This window comes from Leptotrichia sp. HSP-342, assembly GCF_041199995.1.
GTDB lineage: Bacteria > Fusobacteriota > Fusobacteriia > Fusobacteriales > Leptotrichiaceae > Leptotrichia > Leptotrichia mesophila.
Window position 1 is genome coordinate 1,490,296 of record NZ_CP165646.1, and the last position, 16,509, is coordinate 1,506,804.

Sequence of the window (16,509 nt, forward strand, 5' to 3'; positions counted from 1 at the left end):
ATTTTAATTATAAGTCAAATAAAAATTAGACTAATATTTCAAAACACGAATTTATTTCCTCTATTTATTTGAAATTCTAAGAAAAATAGGTTAAAATATAACAATAATAAAAAATATTGAAACTAAATAAGGGGGAATGCGGATGAATAAAAATGTAGCGGCATTTTTTGACATAGATGGAACAATTTATAGAGATTCTTTACTAATTGAGCATTTTAAGATGCTTGTGCAGTATGAATATATTGATATGATGACTTGGGAAGGGAAAGTTAAAGAAAAATTTTCCAAATGGGAAAATAGAACTGGAGATTATGACGATTATCTAGATGAACTTGTGCAGACTTATATGGAAGCTCTAAAGAATTTTAGCAAGGAGGATATGGATTTTATTGCTAAAAGGGTAATGGAGCTGAAAGGCGACAAGGTTTATCGTTACACACGTGAAAGATTAAAGTACCACAAAGAAAGAAATCATAAAGTTATAATTATTTCTGGGAGCCCAGACTTTCTTGTAAGCAAGATGGCTGAAAGATACGGAGTTAAAGATTATAAGGCTTCTATTTATGAAGTTAATGAAAATGGTATTTTTACAGGAAAAGTAACTCCAATGTGGGATGCCAGAAGTAAACAAAAAGCAATAGCAGATTTTTGTAAAATGTACGAAATAGATTTGACAAAATCATATGCTTACGGAGATACAACAGGTGATCTGACAATGTTTAAAAAGGTAGGAAACGCCATTGCTATAAATCCTGCTAAAAAATTACTTCAAAAAATAAAAAGAGATAAAGAATTGAAGGAAAAAGTAATGATAGTTGTAGAAAGAAAAGATGTTATTTATAAATTAAAAGCAGATGTGGATATTATATAAATTGACATTAAACGAATATATTTTTCAAACCAAAAATATAATTTGATAAAATAACTTTTTATAAATATGCAAAAATTAAATTAACTAAAGAGAGATGATAATTATGGATAAAAATTTAAAGATAGTTTATTTAGACAGAATTACGGCAGGCCCTATTGATTTGAAAGAAAAATTTTCTAAATACGGCAAATACATTGAGTATGAGGATACTAATTCTAGCGAAATTGACGAAAGAATAAAGGATGTGGATGTTGTAATAACGACCCGGATAAAATTGGGGAAAAAGCAATTTGAGAAGGCTGAAAAACTTAAATTGATACTTATTACAGCGACAGGATTTAACCATATTGATGTGAAAAGTGCAAATGAGTTTGGGATAAAAGTAGCGAATGTTTCGGGGTATTCGACTAATTCTGTGGCACAGCTTGCAATTACTTTTTTATTGAATGAATTGACACCTGTTAATAGATATTTTGAGGAAGTTAAAGAAGGAAAATGGATGAATATTGTTGTTCCTGAATATCAGAAATATCCGATAGATGATGCGACTGGGAAGATTTTGGGAATTGTGGGATTTGGAAATATTGGTAAAAGAGTTGGAAAGATTGCTGAAATGCTTGGAATGAAAGTTATAGTTGCTAAAAATACTGGAAAAGAATATGGCAAAAGTGAAACTGCAATTGGAGAAGATGGAATTTTACGGTATGAATTGGACGAAGTGCTGGAAAAATGTGATATTTTAACGCTTCATGTCCCGCTGACTGATTCAACACGAAATCTTATAAATCTTGAAAAAATGAAAAAAATGAAGAAAAGTGCGGTAATTTTGAATCTTGCAAGAGGACCCATAATAAATCAGGAAGATTTGTATTTTGCACTAAAAAATAAAATAATAAAATCAGCAGCTGTTGATGTTACAAGTGTTGAGCCAATTGAAAAAAATTCTAAATTATTTGAGCTAGATAATATTTTAATTACACCGCATATTGCTTGGAAATCTGAAAAAAGCATGATAAAGCTGATGGACGATGTTGAGAAAAATTTAAAACTGTTTCTTGAAGGAAAGCTGGAAGGCTTAAAATAGGGAAATTTTTCAAAAATATTACAAAAAATTCTGTACTAAACTAATACTTTTCAGAAATGTTTTTTACAGAAAAATTTTACTAGAAATATGAAAGAGGTGAAAGATAAATGTTAATAAATAATTTTAGCGGGATAAAACTTGAGTTTGATGGACTTTATTATGGAGGAAATTATGAAATTGAAATTTTTCCTGATGGAAGATTTTATTATTCATATATTGAAAATACTTCAGTTGAGCTAAAAAAAGGTTCTTTCCAGATCAATCAGAAGGAAATTATGATTTTTGAAGAAATGATGGATTATTTTGAACTTTTGAAAAATCAAAGTAATTATATGATAAATGAGTTTAATTTCGGGAATGGAGTGCTTGTTATTCAGAAAAATAATGGACGTGAGGAAAAAATTAGGCTTGGCAAGGAAATGATGTTTGAATATGCCAAAACATTAATTGATAAATATACAAAAAAATCAAAAAGGCTCTTTTTACTGGATACTTATTTGGAAGGAGCTAAATATATCAGAAATTTTGCAATTAAAATTAAAGATGAAGTTCAATTGGATTTATTTCGTGAATTTAACGGCATTTCGTTAAATGCAGTCGCCATGTATAATTCCAAAAAGGAAAAAGTTGGATATTTGCCGAAAAACCAAAGTGAAATTATTGCAAGAATGATTGATGCTGGGAAAAAGTTTATTGCAGTACCGATTCCTTATGATGAGGAGATAGCTCTTAAAATTTATCTTGTAGATTAATTAATAAAAAATTAAAAAATAATATTGACAAATGAATGTTTTTGATGTAAAATAATAGTAGATAATTAAAATTAAATTAATTTAAAAAATAGTACTATTATTTAATTGTCAAAAATAAAACAGGGGGAATAATTATGGGATTCAGATTGAGTGTAAAAGGTCAGGAAAACGAAATTTTACTTGATAAGGAAAGTATACTGGATGTAAAATACATTTCTGAAACGCCCGATGACTCTAATGCAAGAGCAACGGACTTGGGAGTAATCTTGGAAATTCGTGGAAAAATACTGGCAGCGGCAAATGGCGATACAGAAGACGACACAAGAAAAGTAGCACAATGGTCATTAGTACCATCAGAAGCAAGCGATGCCTACAGACAAGCCAGTCTTGAAATAATTTCAGCAGGACAGATGGTAAGAAAAATCGACATGACAAACGTATTTGTAGTTGATTATATTGAAGAATATGGAAATCAGGCTGGAACTGGAACTTTTTCACTAAAAATAAAACAGAAGAAGGAAAAAGTGAAAGAAGTGGCAATTGAAGGTGGATATGCAACACAGGAAGCCTAATTTTATAGATTAGAATTTTAGAAATTTTAAAACATAACAGAAATATAAAAACATTTTTGAACTTTGGAAAATTTTTGTAAGTAAATTATATTAAAAATAATCTCTTTTCCTAGAAAATACTAAGATAGAGATTATTTTTTATTTATATTCAAATTTTATTAAGAGCATACTTTCTAATTGCTTTTGCCACTCCATCGTTCATATTGCTGTCAGTCCTGTATTTGGCTGCTTTTGCTGCAAGTTCTGTTGCATTTTCCATTGCAACACTATAATTGGCATATTCAAACATTTCAATGTCATTATTTCCATCACCAATTGCCATTACTTCTTCCTGCTTTATTCCTAACTTATCTGCAAGTTTTTTTAACCCTGTTCCTTTATTGTTCCCTTTTGGCAGTATTTCATACACATATGGCTGGCTTAGTACCTCGCTATATTTATCTTTTAGTATATTTTCATATTTTTTATGGAAACTTTCCATTTCTTCAGGATTTCCGATATACATTGCCTTAATTATCTTGTATTTTCCACTTTTCGCCTCTTCAAGACTTATTTCTGTAATGTCTGAAAAAACAAATTTTGCATCTATAACAAGTTCATCTGTAGGTTTTCTACCTATGTTGAAATAATGTGTATCATCAACCAAAGTAAAGTTTATATCATGTTCTTCAGAAAATTTATACAAGTAATCAATATCATCAGATGTAATCTCTACCCAATCAATCAACTCCCAGTTTTTCGTCTTGTGAATCGAACATCCATTATTTAAAATTACATATCCTTCCATATCAAGTTCATGAAGTCCAAGTTCCTTATAAAATGGCAAAATACCATACAAAGGCCTTCCTGTACAGAGCACAATTTTTATTCCAGCTTCTATTGCATCGTGAATCGCCTCCTTCTGTGCCTTGTCAATATGTTTATTCTCATTCAATAAAGTTCCATCCATATCAATTGCAATTAGTTTTACCATGTTTCCATCCTTTCTTTCATATATCTTATATTTTTTTAGAATCAGACAAAATAATGTAGCTTTTTAGCCCTTTTTCAGTGCAATTTTATTATACTAGTATACATTAATTTAAATAAATATTCAACAATTATATAAAAAAATACTATTTGAAAATACAAGTACAGTTTTTTAATAGACAAAAATCGTAATAAATGGTATAATAAACGGAGTTTTAACAACTTTAAATAATAAATTTTAGGAGTGAGAAAAATAATTATAAATAAAAGAAAAAGTATTATGCTTGTCATGACTTGTATTATTTTTATGATGACTTATTCAAGTCTGCTTGGAACACCTAGTTTTAGTCATAAATTAAGTGTCTTTGTGGATGAAAATAATCTAAGCCATGAAGATATAAGAGATTTGATTGTTAAGATTAATCAAATCGAAAGTGCAAGCAACAGACGATTAACACAAGAATTGAAAAAAATTGGAAAACGTAAAGAAAAAGAAAATCGTAAGAATAGTACATTTTTTGTTTTTGTAGAAAAACAAAATAATTATTTTTATGATAATTTTATTGAAATTTCTAAAAATATTGGAAACAACAGTATATTTCTAATGAAAAAAGATGAAAATAATCTTAGAACAAGAGAATAGAAACCAAATGTTTCAAATCTAAATTTTTAATAAAAAATATAAGAAAGGAAAAATAAAAAATGTTAAAAAAAATAGGAGAAAAAATATTTGGTACTTCAGACGAGAGAGAAATAAAAAAAATGCAAAAGCTAGTTAACAAAATTAATGAAGTGGAACCTCTTTTTCAAAAATTAACAGATGAACAATTACAAAATAAAACTGCTGAATTTAAAAAAAGGCTTGAAAAAGAAACACTTGACGATATACTCGTAGAAGCATTTGCAACTGTGAGAGAAGCGGCAAACAGGCTAATGGGAATGCGGCACTATGATGTTCAACTTATCGGTGGAATGATTCTTCACAAAGGAAGCATTGCAGAAATGAAGACAGGAGAAGGAAAAACCCTGATGGCGACACTTCCAATTTATTTAAATGCGTTAACTGGAAAAGGTGTACATGTTGTAACAGTTAATGACTATCTTGCAAAAAGAGATAGGGATATAATGGCAGGACTTTTTGAGTTTCTAGGGCTTACTTCAGGAGTAATTGTAGGAAATATTACACCTGAACAAAGAAAAGATGCTTACAACTGTGATATTACTTACGGAACAAATAATGAATTTGGATTTGACTATTTGAGAGACAACATGGTTGGGGAACTGGATGAAAAAGTTCAACGTGGACATAACTATGTAATTGTCGATGAGATTGACTCAATTCTGATTGATGAAGCAAGAACACCACTTATTATTTCAGGAGCAGCAGAAGAAACAACAGAATGGTACAACACTTTTGCAGAAGTTGCAAAAAAACTTAAAAGAAGTTATAAAACTGAAGAAATTAAAGACAAGAAAAATACTGTAATTCCAGATGAAGACTGGGAAGATTATGAAGTCGATGAAAAATCCCATACTGTTACAATTACTGATAAGGGAATTAAAAATGTTGAAAGAATATTAAAAATTGATAATCTATATTCACCTGAGTATGTAGAACTTACACATTTCCTGACGCAAGCATTGAAAGCAAAGGAACTTTTCAAGCTAGATAGAGACTATATAATAAATGATGATAATGAAGTTATCATAGTAGATGAATTTACTGGACGTCTTATGGAAGGAAGACGTTATTCAGATGGACTCCATCAAGCCATTGAGGCAAAAGAAAAACTAGAAGTTGCCGGAGAAAATCAGACTCTTGCTACAATTACGTTACAAAATTATTTCAGAATGTATGAAAAACTTTCAGGAATGACAGGTACGGCAAAAACTGAAGAAGATGAATTTAAACAAATTTACAACTTAAAAGTTATTGTTGTTCCTACAAACAGACCAGTTGCTAGAGTTGATCTCGCAGATGTAATTTATATGAACAAGAAGGCCAAATATAAAGCAATCGCAAAAAAAATAGAAGAACTTTATGAAAAAGGTCAGCCAGTTCTTGTCGGTACAGCTTCAATCCAGCATTCAGAAGAAGTTTCAGCATTACTAAAAAAGGCAAAAATACCGCATGAAATATTAAATGCTAAACATCATGAACGTGAAGCTGAAATAATTGCTCAGGCTGGACGTTTCAAAACAGTTACAATTGCAACAAATATGGCTGGACGTGGAACAGATATTAAATTGGGAGGAGATGCAGAATCCTTTGCAACAAAAGTAGCTGTAAAAGGAACTCCTGAATATGAAGATGTTTATAAAACATACGTGAGGGAATGTGAAGAGGATAAGAAAAAAGTTCTTGCTGCTGGAGGATTATTCATTCTTGGAACAGAAAGACACGAAAGTAGACGTATTGACAATCAGTTAAGAGGACGTGCGGGACGTCAAGGAGATCCAGGAACATCAGAATTCTACTTATCATTGGATGACGATCTCATGAGATTGTTTGGTGGAGACAGGCTTAAAACAATGATGAAAATGCTAAAAATTGATGAAGATGAAGAAATTAGACATAAACAAATTAGTAAATCAGTAGAAAATGCTCAAAAACGTATTGAAAGCAGAAACTTTTCATCAAGAAAAAGTCTTATCGAATATGATGATGTAAATAATACTCAAAGAGAAGTTGTCTATGAGCAACGTGATGCTATCCTGAAAAATGAGAACCTAAAAGAACTGATAACAAATATGATTTCAGATACTGTAGATGATATCGTAAATTCTGCCTATGTAGGTGAAGGAAATGGTGAAAAAGACTTTAACCTTCTGTCAGATAAACTTATGGAAACTTTTGAATATGAAATTTCAGAAGACTTAAAAAACTCAAGTGCAGAAGAAATTTCAAATAAAGTTTATGAAGATTTAGTAAGAATTTATGATGAAAAAGAAGAGGCAATTGGAGAAGAAGTATTCAGAAGAATTGAAAGATATATCATGCTGGAAGTACTAGACTCCAAGTGGAGACAGCATCTAAAAGATTTAACAGAACTACGTGAAGGAATACGTCTTCGTTCATACGGTCAAAGAAATCCTATTCACGATTATAAAATTGTAGCTTATGACATTTATAACGAAATGATCGATGCAATAAAGCGTGAAACGAGTTCGTTCATATTAAAATTAAGAGTGCGAGGCGAAGAAGATACAAGCAACCTTACACATGAAGAAGTTTCAAATGTAAGATATGAACATGATGAAAATGATATGATTGGTGATAATATCTCAAACAATCCATCAAACAATAACAGATCTCGTCCACTTTCAAGAAGAGAGAGAAGAGAACTTGAAAGAAGAAATGTTTAATTTTAAAAAATCAAAAACTTTACCGATTTATATTTTACAATAATAAATAAACATATAAAAAGAGTCGCTTAATTGCGACTCAATTTTTTAAACAAAATTCTTATAAATTTATGCTTTTTCAGCCATCATATCCTTAACTTTCATAAGCCTTGTGATACTTGATCTTTCATTTTCATCAAGTTTCATCTGAATATAACGGATTGTTTCTTCAAGCTGAGGAATTGTCATGTATTCCAATGCGTTTACACGCCGTCTTGTTTTTTCCACTTCATCTGCCATAAGCTGACATGACTTTTCGGTTTCTGCTAGTTCCAGCAAATCTTTCATTACTCGATTCAAGCCATCAACAGCATCATCTAAATCAGCAGATGTTTGAGCATATCCGTAAGGATAAGATACTTCTGCATTTTCCATATCTCTATTAAAAGTCATTGTTGGCACAATTACACTCATTACATTTTTAGTTTTTATATTTGCTAAAAGTTTATCTTCTGAATATGCAATAGCATTTTCAAGCATTTCATCAGACATTACCCCTCTTGCAAGTAAAAAATCCTTAAATGAATTTTGTAATTTTCCTTCCACTTCTTCACGCAATTTTCTATTCTGTTTTATTAAAATAATAAATTGACGCATAAGCTCATCTTGCTTGTCCTTTAACAGTTTATGTCCACTTTTAGCAGTTTTTAGACGTATCTTTAAACGGCTCAGTTCCATTCTTGTAGGATTTACATTTAATCTTGCCATAGTCTATTCATCTCCTGCAGGCAAATATTTTTCCAAATATTCGTCTCTAATTCTTTTCAACTCTGTTCTTGGTAATATTTTTAGTAAATCCCATCCTAAATTTAAAGTGTCTTCAATAGTTCTGTTATTGTCAAACCCTTGAGCAACATATTGTTCCTCAAATGCAGTTGTAAATTTAACAAATGCCTTATCAGTTTCAGACAATGCTGATTCCCCTAGGATTACAGCCAGCTCCTTCGCTTCCTTACCAGTTGCATAAGCTGCAAATAATTGGTTCATTGTATCTGCATGATCTTCTCTAGTTTTTCCTTTTCCAATTCCTTTATCCTTCAATCTTGAAAGTGATGGTAAAACATTTATTGGAGGCATTAAGTTCTGTTTGTATAAATCTCTTGACAAGATTATTTGCCCCTCTGTAATATATCCAGTCAAATCTGGAATCGGATGTGTCTTATCATCTTCTGGCATTGTCAAAATTGGTATTTGAGTAATTGAACCTTCACGCCCTTTAATTCTTCCTGCTCTTTCATAAATTGTGGATAAGTCAGTATACAAGTATCCAGGATATCCTCTTCTTCCAGGAACTTCTTTTCTTGCCGCCGAAACTTCCCTTAATGCTTCACAATAGTTAGTCAAGTCAGTCAAAATTACAAGTACGTGCATTCCTTTTTCAAATGCCAAGTATTCTGCACAAGTAAGTGCCATTTTTGGTGTAGACAAACGTTCAATTGCAGGATCATTAGCCAAGTTCATAAACAATACTGCCCTGTCAATTGCTCCTGTTTTTACAAAATCTTCCGTAAATGTCTGAGCTTCTTCAAACGTGATTCCAATCGCTCCAAACACCACGGCAAATTTTGAATCTGTTCCCAAAACTTTTGCCTGTCTTGCAATTTGAAGTGCTAATTCTGCATGTGGAAGCCCTGAACCAGAGAAAATTGGTAATTTTTGTCCTCTAACAAGGGTATTTAAGCCGTCAATCGCAGAAACTCCTGTTTGAATAAATTCTGACGGATAATCACGTGCAACTGGATTTATAGCCGTTCCATTTATATCCAATGTTTTTTCAGGAATTATTTTTGGTCCATTATCTTTTGGTCGTCCCAATCCATCAAATACACGCCCTATCATATCTTCTGATACTCCAAGCGACAAAGGTCTACCCAAAAATCTTACTTTTGAATCCTTTAAATTAATTCCAGCTGAATTTTCAAATAGCTGTACTACTGCCTTATCGCCATTTACTTCAAGTACACGCCCACGACGAAGTTCTCCATTTTGTGTTTCAATTTCAACAAGTTCCTCATACTTTATTCCTTCAACACCTTCAACAACCATAAGTGGCCCTACTATTTCCTTAATAGTTTTGTATTCCTTAAGCATTTGCTACACCTCCTTTATTTACAAGTTCGTCAATTTCTTCTTCCAATTCTTTTGCTATTTCTTCAATTTTGCCTAACTCTGCCTCAGGTAAATATTTTGCTCTTGCAATTCTTTCTCTTACAGGCATTGCAACGATTTCATTTAAATAAGCTCCATTTTCAAGCCCTCTTAATCCCTCATCATAGAATTTCAATACTATATCAAGCATTTTATCCTGTTTTTCAAGCGAAGTATAAGTATCTGACTCCATAAACGCATTTTGCTGCAAGTAATCTTCCCTTATAGATTTTGCAATTTCCAGTTTAAGCTGATCTTTTTCTGACAAAGTATCCTTACCAACCAGCCTAACAATTTCCTGTAGGCTATTTTCTTCTTGTAGTAATGAAATTGCACGTGCTCTATTTTTAGAAAATTTAGGCCCTACATTCTGATCCATCCAGTTATCAACTTTTCCTTGATACAATGAATATGAATTTAACCAGTTAATTGCTGGGAAATGACGTCTATATGCCAAATTGGCATCTAATCCCCAGAATACTTTAACAATACGAAGTGTAGCCTGAGATACTGGCTCTGAAATATCTCCACCTGGAGGAGAAACTGCTCCGATAACTGTCAATGCCCCTTCTCTTCCATCTTGTCCAAGACAAATTACTTTTCCTGCTCTTTCATAAAACTCTGCAGCTCTTGAACCTAGATAAGCAGGGTATCCTTCATCTCCTGGCATCTCTTCAAGCCGTCCAGACATTTCCCTAAGAGCTTCTGCCCATCTCGAAGTAGAATCCGCCATTATTGCCACTGAATATCCCATATCCCTAAAATATTCTGCAATTGTAATTCCAGTATAAATACTAGCTTCTCTGGCTGCAACTGGCATATTTGAAGTATTTGCTATAAGTACAGTTCTTTTCATTAGTGACTGTCCTGTTTTTGGATCTATAATTTCTGGAAATTCCATAAGAACGTCCGTCATCTCATTTCCACGTTCTCCACATCCTACATAAACTATAATTTCAGCATCTGCCCATTTAGCCATTTGGTGCTGTACAACTGTTTTTCCAGATCCAAAAGGTCCTGGTACACATGCAGTCCCACCTTTAGTTACAGGGAAGAATGTGTCAATTACTCTTTGTCCTGTAATTAACGGAGCTTCTGGGTTTAATTTTTGTTTATATTTTCTTCCACGTCTTACTGGCCATTTTTGCATCATTTGAACTTCTACTTCACCTTTTTCAGTTTCAATAACTGCGATTGTATCAACTACTGTGTAGCTTCCACTTTTAATAGTTTTCAAAATTCCTTTAATTCCTGCTGGAACCATAATTTTATGATTTACAACAGAAGTTTCCTGAACAGTTCCTAAAACATCTCCAGTTTCAACTGTTGCTCCAACAGATAACACAGGCTCAAATTCCCATTTTTTCTCTCTATTTAAAGGTTTTACTTCTATCCCTTTTTCCAAAAAGTCTCCTGCTATTTCCTGATATTCCTTTAGTGGACGTTGAATTCCATCAAACATCGCTTCAATAAGTCCAGGCCCCAATTCAACACTCAAAGGCTCTCCAGTTGTGAAAACCTCTTCTCCTGGCCCAATTCCTGATGTTTCTTCATATACTTGAATAGAAGCCTGATCGCCTCTCATTTCAATAATTTCACCTATCAATTTTTTCTCCGAAACTCTTACCACATCATATACATTGGCATTTTCCATACCTTCCGCAACAACAAGAGGTCCAGAAACTTTTATTATTCTTCCTGTTTTCAATGAATTTCTCCTTTCGTCTAAAATATATTAGATCCTATCGCTTTTTCAACATACTCATCTATCTTTTTAAGCCCAATTCCCAAACTTCCCTGATTATTAGGAATCAAAATAACAGCTGGAAGCACTTCACGGTTGTATCTTTCAATGGTATTTTCAATTAATGCGGCAATTTGTTCAGTCACAAAGATAATACCATAGTCATTACTTGCCATCTCATCAATCGTGCTTCTTGCCTCTTCCTTTGTAACAACAGGATACACATCAATTCCTAGTGCCTTAAACGATAAAATAGAATCCTTATCTCCAACTACGCCTATTTTATGCATAAGTTTCACGCAACCTTTCCCTTATTTTATCTGAACTTATGTTGTTTATTTTGCTTACCATTATCATTCTAACTGCATTGATTTCACGCTCTTTTGCAACTAGATATGTGAATAATGGCTCTGGTCCAAATACAACATATTTTGATTCTTTATTTAATTCCATCAGGTAATTATCTGAAATTTTTTCAAGTTCTGACAATCTTTTGGTTTCACTAAATGCTTCTAATCCTTTTACTAGATATGTCCCCAGTTTTTCTTTCTTAAATTTATTCAAGATAGTGTCTGTATTGTCATTTATTGATGCAACAATTTTATTTTTTGAAATTGTCCCGCCTTCAAAAATAACAGTTTCGAGAAATCTTGCATCACGCTTTTGCTTCTGAACTCTAAATAGAGTTATCATATTTTGAAAATCTATTAATCCTTCTACATAATCAGTAATCACTTTTACGTCGATTTCCTTTGCAAGCCTTGATAGATTTCTAAAATAATGTTTATCTACAATTATATCGATTCTCTGAGGATTATGATTTTCTTCAAAATCCTTCTGAACTTCATCAATTGCCTCCATTATTTCCTGTGGCAAGTCGTTGCTTTGTGATTCAAATTTTACCTTAAATTTACTGGCATCAATCGTTCCAGCCTGCATAAGCAAACTTGAAAAATCTTTTCCTGTTATTTTGCTTTTTAACAACACTTTTAAATTATGATAATCATATTTAAGAGATAAAACATCAACAATTCCAGTATTTTTTATCATATTTCTTACAATTGAAAACACACGTTCTGTTTCTCTTTTTAAGATTATTTCATAATCCTGGCTTCCATGAATATCAGCCATATCTTGAGAATATTCTGTTTCTCCCAGTAATTTTAGCACTTCTTCGGGAGTCTGGGCTTCTATCATTCGTTCCAGCCTATTTCTAGTCAAAAGCCTTTTTTCCAGTATTCTAATAGTTACGACACTTTGTCCGTAATCCATTCTATCCATTTTTTTCTCCCTTTAATTACAAATTCCAGTTAATTATAAAATTTATTTTATAAAAACAATCATAAAACTTAAATTTTTATAAATTTTATTTAAATTATGAAAAAAGAAGTCTGGAAATTTCGACTTCCAGTTCATCTCTCATAAAATCCAATTTTACTTCAAAAGTATAGTTTTCCTGAATTCCATTTTCTTCAATGATAAATCCTGAACTTACAAACTCATTTTCCTTAACTTTTGCAGTTGAAAACTCTTGTTTCACTTTATCTACAAATTCTTTTTTTACAATTAACTCTTTTCCAGCTATAGAATTTTTATCAATATTCTGATTCAAATAATTGATGTAGTCATTCTCATTCATATTAACAAGTTTTGATTTTAGTTTATCTATAACTTTGTTAATTACTGTCTGTTTTGCCTTCAATTTTTCATTTCTAGACTTTAAATTTGCACTTGACTTAATTCTATCTGAAAGCAGTTCACGCTCTCTTCTTGCACTTTCAAGTAATGTTTGTTTTTTCGTATCAACTTTTTTTATTTCCAAATCATATTTTTGCTTTGCTTTTTCTTCAGCATCTTTTATGATTCCATCTGCTTTCGATTTAGCATCAGTTATTATTTTTGATGTTAAATTATCTAAATTAGACATATTTACTCCTTTTCCGTTTTTTATGTCACATTTACACTCTATCTGTTTATTTTATAAAATAAAATTAGAATTTCGCTAATAACATAATTGATACAACGAATGCCAATAATGCATAAGTCTCAACCATTACCGCATAAATAATCCCTTTTGTATTTTGTTCCTCATTTTTAGCTAGCAAGCTAATTCCAGATGCTGCAACTCTTCCTTGTGCAATCGCTGAACCATATCCTGCAAGAGCAACTGGAAGACATGCCATTAAGATTCCAAGTCCATTTTGGAAAGTCATACTTGCATTTAATTTTCCTAATACCATAAGTCCAATAACGAATCCATATAATCCTTGTGTTCCTGGAAGCAATTGTAATACTAACGATTTACCAAATTTTTCAGGCTCTTCACTCATAAGCCCTGTCGCCACTTCTCCAACTATTCCTACACCTTTTGCTGATCCAATTCCTGATAATAATGTCGCTAACGCCGCACCTAATGTCGCCATTACGATTCCTCCATTTTGTACTAAAAACTGTGAAACATTCATTTTATTTCCTCCTAATTTTTTATATTTTTATTTTAACAATTTAACTTAATTTTTTATTTTTCACAAACAAAATTTATTCAATTGAAATAAATTCATTATTAAATTAATCATCCATGTTTATATATTTACTTTCTGTCCTAAAGTCCTTAAATGATTTTCCTCCACCTTCATAGAACTTACCAAAATATTCAACATACATAAGTCTTGAAGTATGGACATAAGCTCCTAAGAAAGATAAGAACATATTAAATAGATGCCCGCCTATTAATATTACTGGCACAAATATCATTCCAAACCAATTTCCGCTAATCATTCCAGCAATCATATTTATGGCCGATGCAATAAATCCACCAGAAAGACCTAAAGCCATAAGTCTTGAATATGATACAAAATCACCTACATAACTTGAAATTCCGTAAAGGCTGTAAAGTCCTCCGCCTAATTTTGCACCAACTCCTTTAGCCTCACGTCCACCAGTAAGTACTATTCCGACCATTCCAGCAATCATAATCCACATCGAAATACTTGTTACAATAGATGATAAATTCATCAATTTGAATATTAGATATACCATTCCGCCCATAAGTGCCATATACCAGAATAGAACATCATAAACTGCATCCAACGATTTTCCATCTCTAATCAATAAATACGCCTTTATTCCAAGCCCAATAAATATATGAACTACACCAAATATAATTGAGCCAATTAATAAGCTATTATATTGTTTTGCAGGATTTACAAGTCGCCATACTCCATTTATTTCTGCACCAAAATACGAACCATACAAAATTCCCCAGAAAATAACAGAAAAACTTAAATAAAAGAAAAATTTAACAGATTTTCTCATTTGAGAACTTAAATTCACTACTTTCAGAACAAATATTGTTGCAAGTAGTAATACAAGTCCATAACCTACATCTGCTCCCATCATCCCAAAGAATAAAATATAAAATGGTGTAAATAAAGGCGTCGGATCGATTTCATTATATCTTGGATAAGCATACATCCCTGTCAAATTTTCAAATACAGTTGCAACCTTTCCATTTTTTAACTTAATCGGCACTGTCTCGTCATTTTTATCTGCTTCTGTAACTTTTAGATAATAATTGTTATCCGCTTCACTTTTTACAATTTTTTCAAATTCCTCTATTTTTTCTTCTGGAATCCATCCCTTTATTAAAACAGTATTTTCAGTTTGTGCTAATTTTTCTGATTCCACAATACGCAGTTTTTTATTTTGTAAATATTCATAAACTGCTTGTAAATCGTTCAAATCTTCACTATAAGTTTTAATTTGAGATTTTAATTTACGTTTTTGTTTTTTCAGCTCTTCTATTTCTTTTTGCAACTTAACTTTATATTCACGTGGAACTTCATCAATATCAAGGTTTTCCACACTAAAACTATTATTTCTAAAAATTTCAGATAATTTTTCCTTTTCATTTTCGTCATTACTTGAAATTACAAGATAATAGACTTCATCTTTAGAAATTCTTAGTTCCTCATAATAAGTCTTATCAAGTTCAGAAATTCCTTCAATAAAATTACCTTTGAGCTTTAGTGGTATTGTTCCTAAAAATGTATTTACCTTTTTCAGACTTTTTAACTCTTTAGGATTTACATCTAGCCGTTCCCACAACTCTATTTCATCATAGTGTGCATATTTTTTTGAAATTTCTGATTTTATCTGTGAATACTGCACTCCAATCGAATTCAATTCTGAAGAAACTTTTTTCCAGTCATAATCCAATGCCTTTTTAGACAACGTATCAAAAGTATAATTTTCATTTCCGTGAATAATATCTCTTAAACGTGTTTTTCTCTCGTCATACTTTTTAATAAGAGAAATTGCATTATTCAACTGATAAAGTCTTTCGTCAATATGTGTTAATTCTTCGTTGTTCACATATTTTGTAACACCTTCAACTGCATCCTTGTCTATTTCTCCATTTTCATCATGTAGTTTAATATCGACAAAATTTACTTCCTTGAATTTTTGAAGTGCCTTCAATATTTTAGCTCTTTGTTCTGCGAAAACAACTAATTCAAATTTACTCATTTTAACTATTGCCATTATTTCACAATCCTCTCCGCTAATAAATTAACAACTTCATCTATTCTCTTTTCATCAATATTAAGAATCCTGTTTACATCCTCCTCTTCGCTATTCAAGAGGAAGTTTACTTTTTTTTCAGCATTCTCTATTGACTGGTTTTTTAGATTTTCAGCTTCAATAGTGGCTTCAGAAATTATTTTATCGTTGTCATCTTTTATCTTTTGCTCAATATTTTTCAAAATATCTTTTGCTTTTTCATTTGCTTCAGCAATAATTCTATCTGATTCACTTTCAGCCTTTTTTATTTTTTCTAAAACTTCTTTTGCCAAGATATAACCTCCTTCGTAAATTATTTTTACTATTACCAAATGCTTTATTTTTTTATAAATAAAAACACAAAAAACAAATTGACTTATTAGTCATTATATATATTATGTTAT

General features: G+C 31.5%; 16 protein-coding genes. 6 read left to right on the plus strand and 10 right to left on the minus strand.

Features of this window, described 5'->3' with window-relative positions:
* The first annotated feature begins 142 nt into the window (after nt 1-142).
* From AB8B23_RS07625 to AB8B23_RS07640, 4 genes are all read left to right on the plus strand, one after another.
* Nucleotides 143-871 (plus strand): HAD family hydrolase, encoded by a 729-nt coding sequence (locus AB8B23_RS07625; RefSeq protein WP_369712249.1) that lies wholly within the window; start codon nt 143-145, stop codon nt 869-871.
* A 103-nt stretch (nt 872-974) separates the two neighbouring features.
* Nucleotides 975-1,955 (plus strand): NAD(P)-dependent oxidoreductase, encoded by a 981-nt coding sequence (locus AB8B23_RS07630; RefSeq protein ID WP_369712250.1) that lies wholly within the window; start codon nt 975-977, stop codon nt 1,953-1,955.
* 107 nt (nt 1,956-2,062) lie between these two features.
* Nucleotides 2,063-2,707 (plus strand): HIRAN domain-containing protein, encoded by a 645-nt coding sequence (locus AB8B23_RS07635; protein ID WP_006803752.1) that lies wholly within the window; start codon nt 2,063-2,065, stop codon nt 2,705-2,707.
* Nucleotides 2,708-2,841: 134 nt separating this feature from the next.
* Entirely contained in the window at nt 2,842-3,279 is a 438-nt protein-coding gene (locus tag AB8B23_RS07640) for a hypothetical protein (protein ID WP_021743260.1), read from the plus strand.
* Between the two features lie 148 nt (nt 3,280-3,427).
* Here AB8B23_RS07640 and AB8B23_RS07645 read toward each other — a convergent pair whose 3' ends face one another.
* The gene (locus AB8B23_RS07645; RefSeq protein ID WP_369712251.1) at nt 3,428-4,252 is read right to left on the minus strand and encodes a Cof-type HAD-IIB family hydrolase; all 825 of its coding nucleotides are present in this window, start codon (nt 4,250-4,252) and stop codon (nt 3,428-3,430) included.
* Nucleotides 4,253-4,528: 276 nt separating this feature from the next.
* On the opposite strand from AB8B23_RS07645, the gene AB8B23_RS07650 reads away from it, so the two are divergent.
* Together AB8B23_RS07650 and secA are read left to right on the plus strand one after the other, a co-directional pair.
* Nucleotides 4,529-4,891 carry a hypothetical protein gene (locus AB8B23_RS07650; RefSeq protein ID WP_369712252.1) on the plus strand — a complete coding sequence of 121 codons (363 nt, stop codon included), beginning with the start codon at nt 4,529-4,531 and terminating at the stop codon, nt 4,889-4,891.
* A 59-nt stretch (nt 4,892-4,950) separates the two neighbouring features.
* Nucleotides 4,951-7,614, plus strand: coding sequence for a preprotein translocase subunit SecA (gene secA, locus AB8B23_RS07655; RefSeq protein ID WP_369712253.1), 2,664 nt, complete (start codon nt 4,951-4,953; stop codon nt 7,612-7,614).
* Nucleotides 7,615-7,722: 108 nt separating this feature from the next.
* Here the strand turns inward: secA and AB8B23_RS07660 are convergent, their stop codons facing one another.
* The 9 genes from AB8B23_RS07660 to AB8B23_RS07700 all read right to left on the minus strand — a co-directional run bounded on the left by AB8B23_RS07660 (nt 7,723) and on the right by AB8B23_RS07700 (nt 16,398).
* Complete coding sequence (locus AB8B23_RS07660; protein WP_369712254.1) at nt 7,723-8,361, minus strand: V-type ATP synthase subunit D; 639 nt, start codon at nt 8,359-8,361, stop codon at nt 7,723-7,725.
* A 3-nt stretch (nt 8,362-8,364) separates the two neighbouring features.
* Nucleotides 8,365-9,744 carry a V-type ATP synthase subunit B gene (locus AB8B23_RS07665; RefSeq protein WP_021769345.1) on the minus strand — a complete coding sequence of 460 codons (1,380 nt, stop codon included), beginning with the start codon at nt 9,742-9,744 and terminating at the stop codon, nt 8,365-8,367.
* Nucleotides 9,737-11,509, minus strand: coding sequence for a V-type ATP synthase subunit A (locus AB8B23_RS07670; RefSeq protein ID WP_369712255.1), 1,773 nt, complete (start codon nt 11,507-11,509; stop codon nt 9,737-9,739). The genes AB8B23_RS07665 and AB8B23_RS07670 overlap by 8 nt, the downstream gene beginning before the upstream one ends.
* A 17-nt stretch (nt 11,510-11,526) precedes the next feature.
* On the minus strand, nt 11,527-11,835 hold the full coding sequence (locus AB8B23_RS07675; protein ID WP_147005310.1) for a V-type ATP synthase subunit F: 309 nt from the start codon (nt 11,833-11,835) through the stop codon (nt 11,527-11,529).
* Nucleotides 11,828-12,826 carry a V-type ATP synthase subunit C gene (locus AB8B23_RS07680; protein WP_369712256.1) on the minus strand — a complete coding sequence of 333 codons (999 nt, stop codon included), beginning with the start codon at nt 12,824-12,826 and terminating at the stop codon, nt 11,828-11,830. The genes AB8B23_RS07675 and AB8B23_RS07680 overlap by 8 nt, the downstream gene beginning before the upstream one ends.
* Before the next feature lie 94 nt (nt 12,827-12,920).
* Nucleotides 12,921-13,472: a V-type ATP synthase subunit E gene (locus tag AB8B23_RS07685; RefSeq protein WP_369712257.1), complete on the minus strand. Its 552-nt coding sequence runs from the start codon at nt 13,470-13,472 to the stop codon at nt 12,921-12,923.
* A gap of 64 nt (nt 13,473-13,536) precedes the next feature.
* Entirely contained in the window at nt 13,537-14,010 is a 474-nt protein-coding gene (locus AB8B23_RS07690) for a V-type ATP synthase subunit K (protein WP_021743251.1), read from the minus strand.
* A 103-nt stretch (nt 14,011-14,113) separates the two neighbouring features.
* On the minus strand, nt 14,114-16,087 hold the full coding sequence (locus AB8B23_RS07695) for a V-type ATP synthase subunit I (protein ID WP_369712258.1): 1,974 nt from the start codon (nt 16,085-16,087) through the stop codon (nt 14,114-14,116).
* Complete coding sequence (locus AB8B23_RS07700; protein WP_369712259.1) at nt 16,087-16,398, minus strand: hypothetical protein; 312 nt, start codon at nt 16,396-16,398, stop codon at nt 16,087-16,089. Before AB8B23_RS07700 ends, AB8B23_RS07695 begins: the two co-directional genes overlap by 1 nt.
* Nucleotides 16,399-16,509: the final 111 nt, after the last annotated feature.